The sequence below is a fragment of the Streptomyces sp. NBC_00287 genome, from assembly GCF_036173105.1.
Taxonomy (GTDB): domain Bacteria; phylum Actinomycetota; class Actinomycetes; order Streptomycetales; family Streptomycetaceae; genus Streptomyces.
Genome location: NZ_CP108053.1, coordinates 7,619,676 through 7,639,488, shown reverse-complemented (window position 1 = coordinate 7,639,488; position 19,813 = coordinate 7,619,676). Strand labels below are relative to the sequence as shown.

The 19,813-nt window shown below is 71.0% G+C and carries 17 protein-coding genes; 2 read left to right on the top strand and 15 right to left on the bottom strand.

Translation table 11 applies throughout. From position 1 onward, the window contains the following. Nucleotides 1-98: 98 nt before the first annotated feature. The 6 genes from OHT76_RS34655 to OHT76_RS34630 form a co-directional block, all read right to left on the bottom strand. Entirely contained in the window at nucleotides 99-608 is a 510-nt protein-coding gene (locus OHT76_RS34655; protein WP_328874805.1) for an O-acetyl-ADP-ribose deacetylase, read from the bottom strand. Further along, nucleotides 605-2,014 carry a phytoene desaturase family protein gene (locus tag OHT76_RS34650; protein ID WP_328876698.1) on the bottom strand — a complete coding sequence of 470 codons (1,410 nt, stop codon included), beginning with the start codon at nucleotides 2,012-2,014 and terminating at the stop codon, nucleotides 605-607. The genes OHT76_RS34655 and OHT76_RS34650 overlap by 4 nt, the downstream gene beginning before the upstream one ends. 175 nt (nucleotides 2,015-2,189) lie before the next feature. Further along, a complete protein-coding gene (locus OHT76_RS34645) occupies nucleotides 2,190-3,038 on the bottom strand; it encodes an inositol monophosphatase family protein (RefSeq protein WP_328874804.1) in 849 nt (282 codons plus the stop codon). 103 nt (nucleotides 3,039-3,141) lie between these two features. Beyond that, nucleotides 3,142-4,962, bottom strand: a complete 1,821-nt coding sequence (locus tag OHT76_RS34640) for a gamma-glutamyltransferase family protein (RefSeq protein ID WP_328874803.1) — start codon at nucleotides 4,960-4,962, stop codon at nucleotides 3,142-3,144. 50 nt (nucleotides 4,963-5,012) lie between these two features. Continuing rightward, a complete protein-coding gene (locus OHT76_RS34635; protein WP_328874802.1) occupies nucleotides 5,013-5,678 on the bottom strand; it encodes a response regulator transcription factor in 666 nt (221 codons plus the stop codon). Further along, on the bottom strand, nucleotides 5,675-6,778 hold the full coding sequence (locus OHT76_RS34630; protein WP_328874801.1) for a sensor histidine kinase: 1,104 nt from the start codon (nucleotides 6,776-6,778) through the stop codon (nucleotides 5,675-5,677). The genes OHT76_RS34635 and OHT76_RS34630 overlap by 4 nt, the downstream gene beginning before the upstream one ends. 167 nt (nucleotides 6,779-6,945) lie before the next feature. Here OHT76_RS34630 and OHT76_RS34625 point away from each other — a divergent pair, with 167 nt between their 5' ends. Together OHT76_RS34625 and OHT76_RS34620 are read left to right on the top strand one after the other, a co-directional pair. Next, the gene (locus tag OHT76_RS34625; protein WP_328874800.1) at nucleotides 6,946-7,947 is read left to right on the top strand and encodes a carboxymuconolactone decarboxylase family protein; all 1,002 of its coding nucleotides are present in this window, start codon (nucleotides 6,946-6,948) and stop codon (nucleotides 7,945-7,947) included. Between the two features lie 148 nt (nucleotides 7,948-8,095). Beyond that, on the top strand, nucleotides 8,096-8,764 hold the full coding sequence (locus OHT76_RS34620; protein ID WP_328874799.1) for a hypothetical protein: 669 nt from the start codon (nucleotides 8,096-8,098) through the stop codon (nucleotides 8,762-8,764). Between the two features lie 19 nt (nucleotides 8,765-8,783). On the opposite strand, the gene OHT76_RS34615 is transcribed toward OHT76_RS34620, so the two are convergent. The 9 genes from OHT76_RS34615 to OHT76_RS34575 form a co-directional block, all read right to left on the bottom strand. Continuing rightward, the gene (locus tag OHT76_RS34615) at nucleotides 8,784-10,301 is read right to left on the bottom strand and encodes an NCS1 family nucleobase:cation symporter-1 (protein WP_328874798.1); all 1,518 of its coding nucleotides are present in this window, start codon (nucleotides 10,299-10,301) and stop codon (nucleotides 8,784-8,786) included. A 130-nt stretch (nucleotides 10,302-10,431) separates the two neighbouring features. Beyond that, nucleotides 10,432-11,451 (bottom strand): TIGR03842 family LLM class F420-dependent oxidoreductase, encoded by a 1,020-nt coding sequence (locus OHT76_RS34610; RefSeq protein ID WP_328874797.1) that lies wholly within the window; start codon nucleotides 11,449-11,451, stop codon nucleotides 10,432-10,434. Between the two features lie 11 nt (nucleotides 11,452-11,462). Next, the gene (gene hydA, locus OHT76_RS34605) at nucleotides 11,463-12,857 is read right to left on the bottom strand and encodes a dihydropyrimidinase (protein ID WP_328874796.1); all 1,395 of its coding nucleotides are present in this window, start codon (nucleotides 12,855-12,857) and stop codon (nucleotides 11,463-11,465) included. Nucleotides 12,858-12,897: 40 nt separating this feature from the next. After that, nucleotides 12,898-13,740 (bottom strand): nitrilase-related carbon-nitrogen hydrolase, encoded by an 843-nt coding sequence (locus OHT76_RS34600; protein ID WP_328874795.1) that lies wholly within the window; start codon nucleotides 13,738-13,740, stop codon nucleotides 12,898-12,900. A 155-nt stretch (nucleotides 13,741-13,895) separates the two neighbouring features. Beyond that, nucleotides 13,896-15,437, bottom strand: a complete 1,542-nt coding sequence (locus OHT76_RS34595; RefSeq protein ID WP_328874794.1) for a PucR family transcriptional regulator — start codon at nucleotides 15,435-15,437, stop codon at nucleotides 13,896-13,898. A 12-nt stretch (nucleotides 15,438-15,449) separates the two neighbouring features. Beyond that, complete coding sequence (locus tag OHT76_RS34590; RefSeq protein ID WP_328874793.1) at nucleotides 15,450-16,739, bottom strand: aspartate aminotransferase family protein; 1,290 nt, start codon at nucleotides 16,737-16,739, stop codon at nucleotides 15,450-15,452. Further along, nucleotides 16,736-17,578, bottom strand: a complete 843-nt coding sequence (locus tag OHT76_RS34585; protein ID WP_328874792.1) for a nitrilase-related carbon-nitrogen hydrolase — start codon at nucleotides 17,576-17,578, stop codon at nucleotides 16,736-16,738. The genes OHT76_RS34590 and OHT76_RS34585 overlap by 4 nt, the downstream gene beginning before the upstream one ends. A gap of 158 nt (nucleotides 17,579-17,736) precedes the next feature. Then, nucleotides 17,737-19,425 (bottom strand): hypothetical protein, encoded by a 1,689-nt coding sequence (locus OHT76_RS34580; RefSeq protein ID WP_328874791.1) that lies wholly within the window; start codon nucleotides 19,423-19,425, stop codon nucleotides 17,737-17,739. A gap of 130 nt (nucleotides 19,426-19,555) precedes the next feature. Continuing rightward, on the bottom strand, nucleotides 19,556-19,807 hold the full coding sequence (locus OHT76_RS34575) for a helix-turn-helix domain-containing protein (protein ID WP_328874790.1): 252 nt from the start codon (nucleotides 19,805-19,807) through the stop codon (nucleotides 19,556-19,558). Nucleotides 19,808-19,813 lie beyond the last annotated feature (6 nt).

Genomic DNA, 19,813 nt, shown 5'->3' with positions numbered 1-19,813 from the left:
CGGTGGGGTCGTTCACGCCCCGAGCACCGACACGGCGACCAGGACCGCGCCAATATATAAGGCAAGGCTTACCGAAGTTCACCCGGGTAGGTGAATTCTCAACCAATGAGATCGGCGAACGCCCGGTACGCCCGCTCGTCGAAGAGAACGAAGGTCACCTCTTCGACCGAGGTCTCCGCCGTCCGTACGGCGTCCACCGCGATACGGGCCGCATCCTCCATCGGCCAGCGGTAGACGCCGGTGGAGATGGCCGGGAAGGCGACCGTGCGGGCGCCCAACTCGTCGGCCATGCGCAGGGATTCGCGGTAACAGGAGGCGAGGAGGTCGGAGCGGTCCTCGCTCTGGCTGAAGACAGGGCCGACGGTGTGAATCACCCAGCGGGCGTCCAGTTCACCGGCCGTGGTCGCGACCGCCTTGCCCGTGGGCAAGCCCTTGCCGTACTGGGACGCGCGCAGCTTGCGGCACTCCTCCAGGATCGCGGGGCCGCCCCGGCGGTGGATGGCGCCGTCCACGCCGCCCCCGCCGAGCAGTGAGGAGTTGGCGGCGTTGACGATGGCGTCGGCGGTCCGGCGGGTGATGTCGCCCTGGGCGAGCGTGATGGTGGTCATGTCTGCCTCAGCCTTCTCCAGACGGCCTTCGCCGCGTTGTGCCCCGACATCCCGTGCACACCGGGTCCGGGCGGGGTCGCGGAGGAACAGATGAAGACCGCCGGATGCGGAGTGCTGTACGGGAACAGGGACAGCTTGGGGCGCAGCATCAGCTGGAGTCCGGAGGCCGCGCCGGAGCCGATGTCGCCGCCGACGTAGTTGGCGTTACGGGCGGCGAGTTCGGGCGGGCCCGCCGTGGCACGGGCGAGGACACGGTCACGGAAACCCGGGGCGAAGCGCTCCAGTTGGCGTTCGATCGCGTCCGTGAGGTCGCCGGTCCAGCCGTTGGGCACATGGGCGTAGGTCCAGAACACCTGTCGGCCCGCGGGCGCCCGGCTCGGGTCGACGACACTGGGCTGGACCGTGATCATGAACGGCCGGTCGGGCGCCCGGCCCTCCCGGGACGCGGCGCGCAGCGCGGTACCGATCTCCGCGCTGTCGGCGCCGATCTGCACCGTCCCCGCGCGGTGTGCCTCCGGCGCGGTCCAGGGGACGGGTCCGTCCAGCGCGTAGTCGATCTTGAAGACGCCCGCGCCGTACCGGTAGTTCTCGTAGTAGCGGCCGAGGCCGGCGATCCGGGCCAGGGCCGTGGGCGAAGTGTCGAAGATGTACGCGCGCGCGGGCGGCAGGTCGTCGAGGCGCTTGACCTCGTAGTCGGTGTGGATCGCGCCGCCGAGATCCCTCAGATACGCGGCCAGCGCGTCCGAGATCGACTGGGAGCCGCCCTTGGCCACCGGCCAGCCTCGGGCGTGCGCGGCCAGGGCGAAGACCAGGCCCACGGCGCCGGTGGCGAAGCCGTTGAGCGGGGCCATGACGTGGGCCACGAGGCCGGCGAACAGGGTCTTGGCGCGGTCGTCCTGGAAGCGGCGGGTCAGCCAGGTCGACGGAGGCAGTCCGACGAGGCCGAAGCGGGCGAGCGTGACTGGGTCGCGGGGCAGCGCGGTCAGCGGCAGGGACATGAAGTCCCGGGCCAGGGTGTCCCATCGGTGCAGGAAGGGCTGCACCAGCCTGCGGTACGCCCCCGCGTCCCGCGCCCCCAGCGAGGCGGCCGTCTCTCCGACCGAGCGGGACAGCACGGCGGCGGTGCCGTCGGGGAACGGGTGCGCCATGGGCAGCTCGGCGTGCAGCCACTCCAGGCCGTACCGCTCCAGCGGGAGGGCGCGGAACGCCGGGGAGTTGATGCCGAGCGGATGCGCCGCCGAACACGGGTCGTGACGGAACCCCGGGAGGGTGAGCTCCTCGGTACGGGCACCCCCGCCGACGGTGTCACGCGCCTCGAACAGGGCCACGGAGAAGCCGCGCCGGGCCAGCTCCACGGCAGCGGTCAGTCCGTTCGGCCCCGCACCCACCACGACCGCATCGAGCATCGACGGCACGTTTCGGTCCCCTTCGTCAGCCCATGGCCACTCGGAGTCAGGATATGCCGGGTGCGCCCAGGAGCTCGGCCCAGTCTGTCTGTATCGCGAGTGCGGGGGCGTGAGGGGCTTGTCGCGCCCCCGCGGCGGAGCCGCATGTCGATACAGCCCCGCGCCCCTGGGTGGGTCAAGGCGCCGCTCGCTGGAGAAGATCCCGAATCCGACTCGCGGTGGCCGCGTCTCGGGCCGCCGTGAACGGCAGGGCGTTGCCGCCGGTGACGCGGAACGGTTCGCCGGTGAGGGTCAGGTGGGCGCCGCCCGCCTCCTCGACCAGCAGGAGGCCCGCGGCGTGATCCCAGGCCAGCTCCCAACTGAACGCCACGGCGTCCAACTCGCCCCGGGCGACGGCGAGATACTCCAGGCCCGCCGAGCCGCAGGCGCGCGGCGCGACGCCGTCCGTCCACAGGCCGAGCAGGGCGTGCTTCTGCTCGTCGGTGGTGTAGTCGGGGTGGGAGGTGGCCACGCGGAGGTCCCGGCCGGGGTCCGGCGCACCGGCGTGCAGCCGCTCGCCGTCGAGGAAGGCGCCCTGGCCGCGTATCGCGGTGGCGAGTTGCTCGCGGGCCGGGGCGTAGGTCCAGGAGGCGAGCAGGGCGCCGTGCTGCACCAGCGCGACCAGGGTGCAGAATCCGGGTTCGCCGTGCACGAACTGACGGGTGCCGTCGACGGGGTCGACGATCCAGACGGGCGCCGCGCCCTGTATCGCCCCGTAGGTCGCGGGGTCGGCGTCCACCGCCTCCTCGCCGACCACGACGGAGCCGGGCAGCAGCGCGCCGAGCGCTTCGGTGAGGTACTGCTCGGCCCTGCGGTCCGCGTCCGTCACCAGGTCGTGCGGTCCGCTCTTCTGGTCGACCTCGTGCGCGGCGAGCCTGCGCCAGCGCGGCATGATCTCCTGAGCGGCGGCCTGACGGACTGCTTCCTCCACGTCAGAGGCGTGCCGAGCGAGAAACTCGTCGATGGTTTCCGTGTCTACGATCATGTCTCCATGAGAGCATGCCGCACTGACAATCCCCGCCCGGCGAGTAAATGCGGGGTGGAATCGGCGTGAATAGGCCGATTCGCGGCGGGCGCACCAGGGCCCGTCACCGTCCTACGGCGTATCCCTGCATCCCCCGCGGATTCGCCCCCGCCGACAGCACCCCGGTCCGCGGATCCCGCGCGACCGCGCACAGTCGCCCCTCCGACCACGGCTCGCCGACCGTCACCCGGTGCCCCCGCGTGACCAGTTCCTCGATCACGTCCGCGCTCATGCGCGACTCGACCGTCACGCTCCCGGGCCGCATCCCGCGCGGGTAGAAGGAGCCGGGGAAGCTGTCGTTGTGCCAGTTCGGGGCGTCGATCGCGCCCTGGAGGTCCAGGCCGCCGCGCACCGGCTCGCGCAGCGCCACGGCCAGGAAGAAGTGCAGCTGCCACTGGTCCTGCTGGTCCCCGCCGGGTGTGCCGAACGCCATGACCGGCTCCCCGTCGCGCAGGGCGAGCGAGGGCGAGAGGGTGGTGCGCGGGCGGCGACCGGGCGTCAGCGAGGCCGGCAGCCCCTCCTCCAGCCAGGCCATCTGGAGCCGGGTGCCGAGCGGGAAGCCCAGCTCGGGCACGACGGGGTTGGACTGGAGCCAGCCGCCGCTGGGCGTGGCCGCGACCATGTTCCCCCAGCGGTCGACGATGTCCAGGTGACAGGTGTCGCCGCGGGTGGCCCCGTCGCCGCCCACCTGGGGCTCGCCCGGCACAGGTGACGTGGTGTGCTTGGCGACCGTCGGCTCACCGGCTCCCAAGGCGGCCGGCTCGTCGTCGGCCACCACGCGCGCGTGCCCGCACACGCGTGGCGTACGGCCCCCGGGGCTGCCGGGCCACAGCTCGTACGAAGCCTTCTCACCCACGAGCGCCCGCCGCCCCGCGTTGTACTCGGCGGACAGCAGCTCCCCGAGCGGCACCTCGCCCGCGTCCCCGTACCAGGCCTCCCGGTCGGCCATGGCGAGCTTGCAGCCCTCGATCAGCTGGTGGACGTACTCGGCGGAGCCGTAGGGCGGCAGCTCGGCGGGGAGCAGCGCGAGTTGCTGGAGCAGCACCGGGCCCTGGCTCCAGGGGCCGGCCTTGCACAGGTTCCAGCCGTTCCAGTCGTACGTCACCGGCGCTTCGTATGTCGCGGACCAGTCGGCGAGGTCGGCGGCGGTGAGGGTGCCGGTGTGGCGCTCGCCGCTGGTGTCCAGGGTGGGCCGCCGGGACTGCCGTACGAGCGCCTCGGCGATGAATCCGGTGCGCCACACCTCGCGGGCCGCCTCGATCTGCGTTTCCCGGTCCCCCGCCCCGGCCACCTCGGCGAGCAGCCGCTTCCAGGTGGCGGCGAGGGCGGGGTTGCGGAAGAGCCGGCCGGGGCGCGGTGACTGCCCGTCCGGCAGATACACCTGAGCCGACGACGACCACTCCGTCTCGAACAGCTCCCGCACGGTCTCGACGGTCGCGCCGACGTTCTCCACGGGCGCGTGCCCGTGTTCGGCGTATCCGACGGCGTACTTGAGCACATCGGCGAGGGACTTGGTGCCGTGGTCCCTCAGGAGCAGCATCCAGGCGTCGAAGGCACCGGGCACGGCGGCGGCGAGCGGGCCGGTGCCGGGGACCAGGTCGAGGCCGAGCCCTCGGTAGTGCGCGACGGTCGCCCCGGCCGGGGTGACGCCTTGTCCGCACAGCACCTGTACCGCGCCGCCCGCCGGGGCGAGCAGGATCGGCGCCTCGCCGGCCGGTCCGTTGAGGTGCGGCTCGACGACGTGCAGCACGAACGCTCCCGCCACGGCGGCGTCGTAGGCGTTGCCGCCGTCCTCCAGGACGGCCATCGCAGACTGGGAGGCCAGCCAGTGGGTGGAGGACACCATGCCGAAGGTGCCCTGGAGCGTGGGGCGGGAGGTGAACACGGGCGGGGGCTCCTCACTGCGCGGCGGCGGTCGTGCGATCGTACGCGGGGTCAGTTTCCGCCGCGTGCCGTCACCAGGCCCGACTCATAGGCGAACACCACCAGTTGGGCGCGGTCCCGGGCGCCCAGCTTGGTCATGGCGCGGCTGACGTGGGTCTTGGCCGTGAAGGGGCTGATGACCATGTGCTCGGCGATCTCCTCGTTGCTGAGGCCACGGGCGGCCAGCGCCGTCACCTCGCGTTCGCGGCGGGTGAGACCCTCCAGGCCGGGGGCGGTGGTCCGGTCCGGAGGACGGGCGACGAACTCGCCGATCAAGGTGCGGGTGACCGACGGGGACAACAGCGCCTCGCCGCGGGCCACGACCTCGATCGCCTGGAGCAGGTCGGCCGGTTCGGTGTCCTTCAGCAGAAAGCCGCTCGCGCCCGCGCGCAGGGCCTCGAAGACGTACTCGTCGTGGCCGTAGTTGGTGAGGATCACCACGCGGACGTCCACGAGCGCGGGGTCGGCGGCGATCAGGCGGGTCGCCTCGATGCCCGTCATCACCGGCATCTGTACGTCGATCAGCGCGATGTCGGGGACTTCGGCACGCACAAGTGCCACGCCCCGGTCCCCGTCGGCCGCCTCGCCGACCACCTCGATGCCGTCCTCGGCATCCAGCAGGGCCCGGAACCCGGCCCGCATCAGCGCCTGGTCGTCGACCAGCGCCACCCTGATCATCCCGCCTCCCCCAACGGCAGCTGCGCGCACACCGAGAAGCCGCCCTCCGGGCGCGGGCCTGCGTGCAGGGTGCCGCCGAGGGCCGCGACGCGCTCCCCCATGCCGGTGAGTCCGATGCCGGGCACGGGCGGGCGGTCCGGGACGGCGTTTCCGTCGTCGTCCACCCGGATCGTCAACTTCCCGTGGCCGTAAGTGAGTTCAACACAGACCTTCGCCTGCCCCGCATGCCGTGCCGCGTTCGTGAGCGCCTCCTGGACGATGCGGTACATGGCCCGGTCGACGGTCGCGGGCAGCGGGCGTTCGTCCCCGGTCACCGCCAGCTCGGCCGCGAGGCCCGCCGCCCGGGCCCGCTCCACGAGCAGCGCCGGGGTGCCGGTCGGCTCGTCCGTGCGCAGCACCTCCAAAGTGGCGCGCAGTTCACGCATCGCCTCGCCGCTCGCCTCCTGGATGGCGAGCAGCGCGGGCGGCACCTCCTCGCCCCGCTTACGGGCCAGGTGGACGGCGACGCCCGCCTGGAGCTTCACGATCGAGATGCTGTGGGTGAGCGAGTCGTGCAACTCCCGGGCTATGCGCAGCCGTTCCTCACCGGCCCGGCGCAGAGCGGCCTCCTCCCGGGTGCGCTCCGCCTCCAGCGCGCGCTGCTCGGTCTGGCGCAGATACGCCTGCCAGTTGCGGTCGGCGAGCCCGGTCACCACCGCGCACAGGAACCAGCCCGCGAGCAGGGCGGACTTCTCCACCACGTCCTGGGCGCCCGGGTCGGCCACGACATACGCAGCCAGGAACACCCCACCGCTCTCGGCCGCCAGCCCTCTGTGTCCCACCCTGGACGCCGTGTGCACGGCGGCGATCACGGGCAGGGCGGCCGTGGTTCCCGGCTGGGCGTGCAGCACGTAAGCGACCCCGCTCACGGTCGCCACGGCCAGCACGGCCCGCGGTGCCGCCCGGTAGAACCCCAGCGCCGCGCACCCCACGACAATGAGCGCGAAGTCGACGAAGGTCGTGTCCGTGTCGAAGGCGGCCGAGGTCAGCACCAGTGCGCCGACCACGACCGCCAGGGCCGCGTCGGCGAGTTGCCTGCGTGTGACCGAGTTCCCGCTCATGACGGCACACTAGACGCTGGCACCGGCACCGGCGTCAGACCTGTGGACAACTCCAGGACTACTCCCGACGTAGTACTTCCCGGTCCTGGGCCACCCGGCGGACGCAGCGTCAACTCCCTTCGGCTGTACGACGACCGCAGACGCCCGCAGAACGCAAGCTGCTGCCCATGACCACACCCTTCCGCTACACCCAGCCCCTCCCGCCCAAGTCGGCCACCGGACGCGTCGCCGAGGTGTACGAGCAGCTCTCCCGCGACTTCGGCATCGACGAGCCGGTGACCTTCGTGGTGCTCTCCTCCGCGCCGGAACTCCTCGCCCCCGCCTGGGCGCTGATGCGCGAGTCGCTGATCGCGGGCCCCGGCAGTCGTACCGGCAAGGAGGTCGCGGCGTTCGGGGTGTCCCAGGCCAACCAGTGCCCGTTCTGCGTGGACGCCCACACCGTGCTGCTGCACGCCACCGGTGACCACTCCCTCGCCGAGCGCCTCGCGCGGGGAGAGCGCCCGGAGGACGAGGAGCACGCACGCGTGCTGGACTGGGGCAAGCGGACGCGCGTCCCGAGCCCGGCGTCGCAGCCGTACCCCTTCCCCCGCGAGCACGCCCCGGGATACATCGGCACCGCGCTCTCCTTCCACTTCATCAATCGGATGGTGTCGGCCCTGCTCACCGAGAACCTGATGCCGGCGAACGCCCAGCGCCTGAGGGTGGTACGCAGCCTGGCGGGCCGCTCACTCTCCCGGACCGTGCGCCGCCCCGCCCGGCCCGGGGAGGCGCTGACACTGCTCGACCGGACCGACCCCGGCGAGGCACCCGCGTGGGCGGGCGACACCGCCGTAGGACCCGCGTACGCGGCGCTGCTCCGGGCGGCCATGGCGGGCGCCGATCTGCTCGACGCCGAGGACCAGGCCGTCGTACTGGAGAAGCTGTGGCACTGGGACGGGCGGCACCCGGGGCTCGGGCTCGAGGGGTTCCCGGACCGTCGGGAGCGGCCGGGGGCGCGTCTTGCGCTGCTGGCGGCCCTCGCGCCGTACCGGATCACGGACGAGGACGTGGCGGCCTGGCGGCGTCCTGAGCACACCGACCACTGTCTGGTGCACCTTGTGGCGTACGGGGCGTTCACGGCGGTCGACCGGATCGAGTCCGCGATGAGCCGGTCCATCGCGCGGACATAACAGGGCATACAACCCATGGGCGGTGGACCTCAGTCACCGCACACACACGGAGCGAGTTGACACTTCCGCCCCACAGGGAGTCGTGCGAAACTGCCGTCCCGTCCGCAGTGCGGACTCCCTCCGCACCGTCCCCCACGAAAAGTGCGCCGTGCGTTCCTTCCCCCTCCCGATCGCCCTCACCGCCCGCCTGTCCCCCGTCGTGGTGCTCGCCGTAGCGGGCTGGGCGCTGACGTCCGGCCCGTTCGCCGCGGCGCCGGACGCCGAGCCCCAGGCGCAGGAGAAGACGGAGAACAAGTCCGCCTCGGCACCCTCGACCTCGGCCGCGTCGAAGACGTACTCCAACGCCCCCGCACCCTGCGGAAGCATCGCCGGAAAAACGGTCACATCGCTTGTTCCGGGCGCCAAGGCCGCCGGCAAGGAGATCCCGTCGACGGACAGCAAACTGCGCCGCACCTGCTCCTGGAACGCCCTCAAGGGGTACGACTACCGCTGGCTCGACGTCTCTTTCGAGATCAAGGAATCGGACGAGGCGGCGCAGAAGTCGTTCGACGAACGCGTCGAGGACAAAAGCGGCGGAGGGGATGTACCGGGCCTCGGTGACGCGGGCTATTCGGTGGTGAACCTGACCACCGAGGACAAGCAGGAGACGCGTGAGGGCGTCGTGGTGGCCCGGGTCTCCAACGCGCTGGTCGTTGTCACGTACAACGGCAGCGACTTCGAGTCGAAGCAGGCGCCGAGCTCGGACGAGATCAACAAGGGCGCCATCAAGGCCGCCAAGGAGGCGGTGGCGGCGCTGGAGGACGGCCAGAAGGCCTGACCGTCCTCCCGCGGGTGCCTCAGACGTTTCGCTTGCGCGGCAGCATCAGCGCCAGGTACAGCACCATCGAGGTACCGAGCCCGACCGCCCAGCCGTAATCGGCGAGCGACGACAGCGCCGGGATGGGCGTGCCGTCGATCAGCGGATCGAAGTTCGCGCCGCCGATGGCCAGGACGCCACCGGCCAGGAAGGCCACGACGGCCCGCCAGTTCCAGCCGCCCTCGTACCAGTAACGGCCGCCCGTGCGATACAGGTCGGTCAGATCCAGCCGGCCACGGCGCAGGATCCAGTAGTCGGCGATGAGGATGCCGGCGACCGTGCCGAGCAGACCGCCGACCAGTCCCAGCCAGGTGAAGATGTAGCCCTGCGGGTCGGAGTACAGCTTCCAGGGGAAGATCAGCACCCCGAGGACGCAGGTCGCGAGGGCGCCGGTACGGAAACTGATCTTCCGGGGCGCGATGTTGGAGAAGTCGAAGGCCGGGGAGACCAGGTTGGCGGCGATGTTCACCGACAGGGTCGCCACCAGCACGGTCACCAGGGCGAAGAGCAGTCCGACCACGTTGTCGGTCTTGGCGGCCAACTGCACCGGATCCCAGATCGGTTCGCCGTACACCGCCGCCGAGCCGGAGGTGACCATCACCGACAGGAACGCGAACAGCGTCATGGTCGTCGGCAGGCCGAGTGCCTGGCCCCAGGTCTGGGCCTTCTGGCTCTTTCCGTACCGGGTGAAGTCCGGGATGTTCAGCGAGAGCGTGGACCAGAAGCCGATCATGCCCATGAGGGACGGCCAGAACAGCTTCCAGAAGTCCTCGCCCCAGCCCAGCTTGGAGGGCTGGTCCAGCAGCGGGCCGAAGCCGCCGGCCTTGTCGCTCATCCACCACAGCATCACGAAGGCGCCGACCAGCACGAAGGGCGCCGCCCAGTTCTCGAACCGGCGGATCGTCTCCATGCCCCGGTAGATGATCGCGACCTGGATCGCCCAGAAGATCGCGAACGACAGCCACATGGTCCAGGCGTACCCGCCGATCTTCCCGGCGTCCGCCCAGCCGTCGCCGATCAGCTTCCCGGCCAGGAAGAAGATCGCCTCACCGCCGATCCAGGTCTGGATCCCGAACCAGCCGCACGCCACCAACGCCCGTACGACGGCGGGCAGGTTGGCGCCGCGGATACCGAAGGAGGCCCGCGCGAACACCGGGAAGGGGATGCCGTACTTGGGCCCGGCGTGCCCGGTGAGCAGCATCGGCACCAGCACGATCACATTGGCCAGCGCGATGGTCAGCACCGCCTGCTTCCAGTCCATGCCGACAGCGATCAGACCGGAGGCAAGGGTCCAGGAGGCGGTGTTGTGGGCCATGCCGACCCACAAGGCGGAGAAGTTGTACGTGGTCCAGGTCCGCTTCTCCACCGGGACCGGGAGCAGGTCGTCGTTGGCGTACGGACCGCTGGGCGGCGGGGACCCCGGGGCGAGCTCCACCCGGCCGTCGGCCAGGGTGACTTGGGAGGACGGCGGTATCGCCGTGGGAGCGGTGTCGGTCATGGGCAGGCCAATCAGGGACGGTGGGACGGGAAAGGCCGTGCGGGTGGCGCCGATGGGGGGTGCGCTGAGGGAAAAGCGCCCTGGGCCCCCTCCCCGGGACGGCGGGAAGGGGGAGTTCTCAGAGGGGAGTTCAGCCGTTGAGGGCGGGGATGACCTGCGCCCCGTACGCGTCGATGACGGCTTCCTGGGCGTCGTGCATGTCGTAGACGGCGAACTGGTCGACGCCCAGCTCACGCAGTGCGTTCAGCTTCTCGATGTGCTTCTCGACCGGGCCGATGAGGCAGAACCGGTCGACGATCTCGTCGGGCACGAAGGCGGTGTCGGGGTTGTCGGCGCGTCCGTGGTGGGAGTAGTCGTACCCCTCGCGTGCCTTGATGTAGTCGGTGAGTTCATCGGGTACGGCGGCGGAGTGCTCGCCGTACTTGGACACCAGGTCGGCCACATGGTTGCCGACCATCCCGCCGAACCAGCGGCACTGCTCGCGTGCGTGGGCGAGCGCCTCGGGCGAGTCGTCCTCGGTGACGTAGGCCGGGGCGGCGACGCAGATCTTGACCTCGGAGGGGTCTCGACCGGCCGCGACCGCCGCTTCCTTGACCGCCTTGACCATGTATTCGGTGAGATACAGATCGGCGAGCTGGAGGATGAAGCCGTCCGCCTCCTCGCCGGTCATCTTCAGCGCCTTCGGGCCGTACGCGGCCATCCAGACGGGGAGTTCGGCGCCCGGCTTGATCCACGGGAACCTGATCACTGTGCCGCCGAGGTCGGCCTCGCCGCCGCGGCCGAGGGCGCGGATGACCTTCATGGCCTCGCTGATCCGGGCGAGGGTGTTGGGCTTGCGCCCGGCCACCCGCATCGCGGAGTCGCCGCGGCCGATACCGCAGATCGTGCGGTTGCCGAACATGTCGTTGAGGGTGGCGAAGGTGGAGGCGGTCACCTCCCAGGTGCGGGTGCCCGGGTTGGTGACCATCGGGCCGACCGTCAACTTCGTGGTGTTGGCCAGGATCTGACTGTAGATCACGAACGGTTCCTGCCACAGCACGGCCGAGTCGAAGGTCCAACCGTGGGTGAATCCGTTGCGCTCGGCCCGCTTCATCAGGCTGACGACCTTCGAGGCCGGCGGGTCGGTCTGCAGGACGAGTCCAAAGTCCATGTGCTCCGCTCCTAGTTGAGGTACTGACAGGTGGAGCGGGGGGTGTAGACCCCGTGCCCGGCGCGGCCGGTGTACTCCCGCTCGCTGATGACGACTTCGCCGCGGGAGAGGACCGTCTCCACCCGGCCGGTGGTCTGCTTGCCCTCGTAGGCCGAGTAGTCGACGTTCATGTGGTGTGTGACGGCCGACATGACCTGCTCGGCGTGCGGGTCGTAGATGACGATGTCGGCGTCGGAGCCCGGCGCGATGGTGCCCTTCTTCGGGTACATCCCGAACATCCGGGCCGGGGTCGCGCAGGCGATCTCGATCCAGCGGCGCCGCGAGATATGCCCGTCGACGACGGCCTGGTGGAGCAGGTCCATGCGGTTCTCCACGCCCGGCAGACCGTTGGGGATCTTGGAGAAGTCGCCCCGGCCCAGTTCCTTCTGGCCGACGAAGCAGAAGGGGCAGTGGTCGGTGGAGACGACCTGGAGGTCGTTGGTCCTGAGGCCCTGCCACAGCTTCGCCTGGTGCTCCTGGGGACGCAGCGGCGTGGAGCAGACGTACTTCGCGCCCTCGAAGTCGGGCTCGGCGAGGTTGTCGGTGGACAGGAACAGATACTGCGGGCAGGTCTCGCCGAAGACGTTCAGCCCCTCGTCGCGCGCCTTGGCCAGCTCGGCGACTGCCTCCATCGCCGAGACGTGCACGACGTACAGCGGGGCGCCCGCGACCTGGGCGAGCTTGATGGCGCGGTGGGTGGCCTCGGCTTCGAGGAGCGCCTTGCGGACCTCGCCGTGGTAGCGGGGGTCGGTCTCCCCTCGGGCCAGCGCCTGTTCCACCAGCACGTCGATCGCGATGCCGTTCTCGGCGTGCATCATGATCAGGCCGCCGTTCTCGGCGGAGCGCTGCATGGCGCGCAGGATCTGGCCGTCGTCGCTGTAGAAGACACCGGGGTAGGCCATGAACTGCTTGAAGGAGGTGACGCCCTCCTCCACCAGCAGGTCCATCTCCTTGAGCGTGTCCTGGTTCACATCGGAGACGATCATGTGGAAGGCGTAGTCGATCGCGCAGTTGCCCTCGGCCTTGGCGTGCCAGGCGTCGAGCCCCTCGCGCAGGGTGTGCCCGACGCTCTGCACGGCGAAGTCCACGATGGTGGTCGTACCGCCCCAGGCGGCGGCCCGGGTTCCCGTCTCGAAGGTGTCGGAGGCGAAGGTGCCGCCGAACGGCAGCTCCATGTGGGTGTGGGCGTCGACACCGCCCGGGATGACGTACTTCCCGGTGGCGTCGATCGTGCGGTCCGCGCTCCAGCTCTGCGTACCGGGCACGGCGAGGGCGGCGACCCGGCCGTCCTCGATCAGGACGTCGGCGTGGACCTCGTCGGACGCGGTGATGACGAGACCGCCACTGATGACGGTACGGCTGCTCATGGTCCCTCTCCTCCCAGGGTGGACGGGGTGGTCGGTGCGATCAGGGTGCAGCGAGTGGCGTGTAGGCCCCCGGTGCGCGGTCGCGGTAGAACTGCCAGCGGTCGCGGACCTCGCGGAGTTTGGCCAGGTCCAGGTCGCGGACGACGAGTTCGGTCTCCTTGTCGCTCGCCACCTCGCCGACGAACTGGGCCTCCGGGTCCACGAAGTACGTGGTGCCGTAGAAGTCGTTGTCGCCGAGGTCCTCCACGCCGACCCGGTTGATCGCGCCCACGAAGTACTCGTTGGCGACGGCCGCCGCCGGCTGCTCCAACTGCCACAGGTAGCGGGACAGGCCGCGCGAGGTGGCCGAGGGGTTGAAGACGATCTCGGCACCGGCCAGGCCCAACGCCCGCCAGCCCTCGGGGAAGTGGCGGTCGTAGCAGATGTACACGCCGATCTTGCCTACGGCCGTCTCGAAGACGGGCCAGCCGCTGTTGCCGGGGCGGAAGTAGAACTTCTCCCAGAATCCCTGCACTTGGGGGATGTGGGTCTTGCGGTACTTGCCCAGGTAGGAGCCGTCGGCGTCGATCACGGCGGCGGTGTTGTACAGAACCCCGGGCTGCTCCTCCTCGTACATCGGCAGGACGAGGACGAGGCCCAGCTCCTTCGCCAGCGCCTGGAAGCGCCGTACGGTCGGGCCCTCGGGGATCTGTTCGGCGTACTCGTAGAACGCCTTGTCCTGCACCTGGCAGAAGTACGGTCCGTAGAACAGCTCCTGGAAGCACAGGACTTGAGCGCCTTGCGCGGCCGCGTCGCGGGCCGCCTGCTCGTGTACCTGGATCATCGATTCCTTGTCGCCCGTCCACGCGGTCTGGAAGAGGGCGGCTCGGATCACTCTGCTCATCGGGACCTCCGGTCGCTCGGTGTGCGAGAAGACTAGGAAGTCCGAAAACAGGCTTTGAGTTGCACGGTGTCACGTCTGCGGGCATCCGGCGTGCCACGGTGTCACGTGTTCGTGGACCCATGTTTCACCGCCGTTTTCCCAGGTCGTCGCATGTTTCAGCCCTGTTGCGCATCGTGTGCGAGCAGGGCGATGTGCACGGAGGCGGCCTGCTCGAAATCGTCCAGGTCCACACCGAGACGGCCCTGTATCGCCTCCAGCCGGCGGTAGAGCGCGGGCCGGGAGACATGGTGGAGCTGGGCGGTGCGGGACTTGTTGCGGCCGGTGGCGAGATAGGTGCGCAACACGGCCAGCAGATCCTCCTCCGGTCCGCACAGCAGCCCGTCCAACTCCCGTTCCGCGAAGGACTGCACCTGCGGATCGTCCCGCAACAGCCGGATCAAGCCGCGCAGATGGACATCCTTGAGGCGTACCACAGCGGGAACGTCGAGTACGTCGGACACGGCATCGGCGACGTGCTGCGCCTCGCGCAGGCCCGCGGGTACGTCGTCCCAGGCGGAGCGGGGGTCGGCGGCGGCCACGACCGTGCCGGGCGCCTCCGAGCGCAGTCGGGTGGCGAAGTTGGCGGCGAGCACACCCGCGTCCTGGTCGCGGGCGAGGCTCAGCAGGACGGCGGTGACCGAGTCGGCGAGCTCGGCGACGATTCCGGGGAGCCCCAACATGCGTAGCACCCGGTCGAGTTGTGCGGGGTCGCCGTCCCGGACGACCAACGGCACGAACGTCCGCCGGTTGACGGGCAGTCCGGCCGCCCGCGCCCGTGGCAGCAGTTGCCTGGCCGGTACGACCCCGCTGACCAGGTCGGTCAGCAGGCTCTGCGCGGACTGCTCCTCCCAGGTGTGGACGGAGTTGCCGCCGAGCATGCGGTGCAGGACGAGGGCCTCGGCGGCCCGGTCGGCGAGCAGCCGTCCGGTGGCGGTGTCACCGCGGTGGCCGCACAGGACGATCTGACCCCAGCGCTCGCCCCGGCCGCCGAGTTCGGCGCGGATCCAGCCGTCGCCCTCGCTGCCACCGGCCTGCCGGGCGATGCGTTCCCAGTCGCGCAGTACGTCGTCCACGGCAGGGCGCTCCCCCGCGGTGGCCAGGACGCGGTGGGCGAGGTTGGTGACGACGACCGGACAGGCGCTGTGCTGGGCGATCTCGTCGAGCAGCCGCTGGAGCGGGGCGCCCGCGGTGATCAGGCCGGTGAGGGCGGTCCGTACGGACTCCGAGAGACTCACCGCGGCGAACTTCCGGCGCACCAGCCGGGATTGGACCTCCTCGGTCAACTCGGCGAAGGGGAAGGGCCGGTGCAGGACGACCATCGGCAGCCCGCACCGCTCGGCCGCCCGGCGCATCACGTCCGGCGCGGCCGGGAAGGCGCGGCCGAGTCCGAGGACGACGGCCGCGGCCTCCGCGCGGTGCAGCGACTGGATGTACTCGGCCTGGGCGCTCTCGTCACCGGCCAGCAGCACCCCGGTGGTCAGCACCATCTCGCCGCCACTGAGCATCACGCCGACGTCGGCGGCCTCGGCCACATGCACCCAGCGCACCGGCCGGTCGAGCTGTCCGGCGCCGGCCACCACCTCGGGCTCCCCGGCCAGCACCCGCTCCAGGGTGAGGACCTGACGGACCGACAGGGCAGGTTCCAGGGTGGTGGTCATGGCGGTGTTCCCTTACTGAAGGCTCCTCAGAGCGCGTTCGAGGATCGCGGCACCCTCCTCGGCCTCCGCGACGGACAGCGACAGCGGCGGCGCGACCCGCAGCGCGGAGGTGTCATGTCCGCCGCCCTTGCCGATCAGGAGTCCTTCCGCGCGGGCCGCCTCGAGCACCGAGGAAGCCGCCTCGGGCGCCGCCCGGTCCGTGCCGGGTTCGGCCAGCTCGATCCCGATCATCAGCCCGCGCCCGCGCACCTCCCGTACGTACGGCACGTGTGCGGCGACCGCCCGCAGCCGCTCGATGAGCAGCCCGCCGACCCGCCGGGCGTTGCCCTGGAGATCGTGTTCCAGGAGATACGTCAGGTTCGCGAGCCCCGCCGCCATGGTGATCTGGGTGCCGCCGAACGTCGAGATGCTGTTGGCGTCCAGGCAGTTCATGATCTCGGCGCGGGCGATCACCCCGCCGATGGACATGCCGTTGCCGATGCCCTTGGCGAAGGTGACGATGTCCGGCGTGCCGCTGCGGCCGTGCGCCTGCCAGCCCCAGAAGTGCTCGCCGGTGCGGCCCCAGCCGGTCTGCACCTCGTCGGCGATCCAGAGGATGCCGCGCTCGGCGAGCACCTCGCGGAAGGCCGCGTACAGGCCGTCCGGCGGGGAGGTGAAACCGCCGACGCCCTGGATGGGCTCGGCGATCAGGGCCGCGGGTGCCCGGGTGTGGCCCAGCAGGTCCTTGAGGTCCTCGACGCAGGCGGCGATGAACTCGGCGTCGCTGAGATCGGCGTACGGGCCGCGGGTGCGGACGCCGCCGTGGACGTACAGCGTCTGGAGAGGGGACAGGGAGGTCGGGGACCAGCCGCGGTTGCCGGTGATGCCGACCGCGCTGAAGGAGCGGCCGTGGTAGCTGTTGCGCATCGCCAGGATCGTGTTGCTCTGCCGGTACGCCGTCGCGAGCAGCAGGGCCGTGTCGTTGGCCTCGGTGCCGGAGGTGGTGAAGAAGACGCGGGCGTCCGGGATGCTGGACAACTGGGCGATGCGCTCGGCGAGTTCGACCATGGGGCGGTTCAGATACAAGGTCGAGGAGTGGATGATCCGCCCGGCCTGTTCGCTCACCGCCTTGGTCACCTCGGGCAGCGCGTGCGCGGTCATCGTGGTGAGGATGCCGCCGAAGAAGTCGAGGTACTTGTTGCCCTCGGCATCCCAGACATGGCGGCCCTCGCCGTGGGTGAGCTCCAGCGGGTCCTCGTAGTAGAGGGCGAGCCAGTCCGGCAGCACCCGGCGGTGGCGTCCCAGCAGATCGTCGGCCGTCACGGCTGCACCAGCCCTTCGTAGGCGTCGGGGCGGCGGTCGCGGTAGAACGCCCACTGCTGCCGCACCTCTTCGACGAGGTCGAAGTCGAGGTCACGGACGAGGAGTTCCTCCTTGCTGTCGCTGGCGACCTCCCCCACGAACTGTCCGCGCGGGTCGACGAAGTAGCTCGTCCCGTAGAAGTCGTTGTCGCCGTACTCCTCGACGCCGACGCGGTTGATGGCGGCGACGAAGTACTCGTTGGCGACGGCCGCAGCTGGCTGCTCAAGACGCCACAGGTGGGAGGAGAGACCGCGGTGCGTGGCGGACGGGTTGTACACCAACTGGGCGCCGTTGAGCCCGAGTTGCCGCCAGCCCTCCGGGAAGTGGCGGTCGTAGCAGATGTAGACGCCGACCTTGCCCACGGCCGTCTCGAAGACGGGCCAGCCGGCGTTTCCGGGTTTGAAGTAGTACTTCTCCCAGAAGCCCTTGACCTGCGGGATGTGGTGCTTGCGGTACTTGCCGAGATAGGAGCCGTCGGCGTCGATCACGGCAGCGGTGTTGTAGTAGAAGCCGGACTGCTCGATCTCGAAGACCGGGACGACGATCACCATGCCGGTCTCGCGCGCGAGCTCCTGCATACGACGCACGGTCGGCCCGTCGGGCACGGGCTCGGCCCAGCGGTAGTGCTCCGGCTCCTGCACCTGACAGAAGTAGGGGGCATTGAAGACTTCCTGGAACCCGATCACCTTGGCGCCCCGGCGGGCCGCCTCGCGGGCGTGCTCCTCGTGTTTCGCCACCATGGACTCGGTGTCGCCGGTCCAGGTGGCCTGGACCAGAGCGGCGCGTACAACGTTGGCCATGAGCTGCTCCTTCGGCGGGACGTCAGAGCCTCTACGCCCGTAGATGCAGGCCGTAGAGGCACGAACGTAAGCCTCCCGGACGGGCTTGCCAAGACCATCGTCGTTAACCCGCTGAGTCGATCCGGTTTCACACTCCTGTGGGTGATCGGCCCAGCCGGTCAGGCGGCGAATCCGGCGACCCTCAGCGCGTGGACGAGATCCCAGTGGCGCTCGTCCGAGACACCCCGTGCGGCCTCCAGCAGCAACGGTACGAGGGTCCCCGGGTCCACGGCCACGCTACGGGCGGCCTCCTCCGGCGTACGGACCCTGACATAGGCGTCCAGCAGGGCGCGGATCTCGCGCCGACGCCCCTCCTGGGCCAGCCCCAGCACGGCCTGCCCGATCTCGTCGGCGGACCGGACGACCCCTTGCCGCAGGATCTGCTCCGCGTCGGCGCCCATCCCCGCGGCGACGAGCGCGTCCGCCGCCGCGACCAGCCGGTCGGCGGGCAGCGAAGCGGCCTCCCACAGCAGGGTGGCCCAGTCCGCCCCGAGCCCGGCCCGCTGAAGCTCGACAGCGAGCAGCGGATACCGTCCGGCGGACGAGTAGGCGATCTCGGCGAGCAGCGCATGCGCCTCACCGCTGCGCCCCTCATGCCGCAGCCGCACCAGCCTCTCGACGGCCCCGACAACCTCCCGCCGGTCCGCCCCGTCCACTGGCTCGACCTGCGGCTCCGCCGGCTCTACGGCCTCGGCGGCACCGGCGAAGCGGGCGCCTCGGGGGGTACGGCGGCCGACGGCCGTGGGCTCGGGGAGGGCGGGGGCGGCCGTGGGCGGTACGACGACGGGGGCGGCGTCCTCCTCGACGATGCCGGCGAATCGGGCGCCGCCGCGTCGGCGTTTGCGTTGCTTGGGGGCGGGGGGTTCCGGCTGGGGCTCGGCGGTGTGGGCCGGGGCTTCCGTGGGCCAGGTGGCGGGTGCCTGGGCAGCGGCTTCCCCGGCCTGCGTGCCGACTGCGCGGGGCCCGGCGCCGTCGGCGTGATCGGCGGACGCCCAGGCTCCCCCGGCCTGAGCGCCCACTGCCCGCGACCCGGCGCCGTCGGTGTGATCGGCGAACGCCCGTGTTGAGGCTTCCCCGGCCTGCGCTCCGGACGCCTGCATGGAGGCGCCCCCGGCCTGTGCACCGGACGCCTGAACAAAGGCGCCCCGGGCCTGTCCTCCGGACGCCCGCGTCGCCGCACCCCCGTCAGCGAAGCCCGCCCCCACCGCGCCCCCCTGCACCGGGATCCCCCGGTCGACCCCGAGCACCGGCCCCTCCCCCGTGCGCTCCCGCCGTATGGCAGCCGCCTGCCCGCTCGCCGACCTCCGGTCCAACTCCGTCATTCGCGATCGCAGTTCGGCGCACCGAGCGGTGGCTCGCGCGTGATCGTCACGCGCCCAGGCGAGATCGAGGCGAAGGGCGTCAGCGTGATCCTGAGTGGTTGCCGCGGCCAGCGATCGGCCCAACTCGGCCTGCCGTTCCGCGGCGTACCGCTGCTCGCGGAGCATGACGTCCAGGCGGTCGCCCAGGGCGTCCCGGCCGCCGGGGCGGGTGTCGTAGGCGTGGAGCGCGGCGGTGTGCAGCGCACGTACCCCCTCCGCCTCGGCGCGGGCGGCATCCGGGCCGTACTCCGAGGCGAGGTCCTGCAGCAGCGCCTCCACCACGTCCCACGGCGGCACTTCACGCCCGTCGAGGCAGGCCTGCATACCGTCCGGATCGCGCTGCCAGAACACCCCGCACCAGCCGCCGCCCTGATCGAGGCGCGCCATCAGGCCGTTCAGGTAGTTCGCGAACTCCCGCACCCGAGCCGGGAGTTGTTCCACAGCCATGCCCAACTCCCGCCAGACCGGAGCACTCCGGTCCGTAAGGCAACACCAGCCGTGTTACGAGGACGCTACGGGGAGTTTTCCAGCGGGACGCAGAGTACGCCCGCCGCGCCGGAACGTGACGTGCGAACCCTCACGCAGCGACCGGCGCACACAGCTCGGCCAGCTCGTCCATGGAAAGACCGAGCACGCGCGCCAGCGCGGCCACCGTGAAGAACGCCGGGGTCGGCGCCCGCCCGGTCTCGATCTTGCGCAGTGTCTCGGCGGAGACACCGGCGCTCGCCGCGACCTCCGCCATGCTGCGGCCGCCGCGGGCCTCGCGGAGCAGCCGCCCGAGCCGCTCACCGCGCTCGCGCTCTTCGGGGGTCAGTGGGTTACGTACCATGCCCCC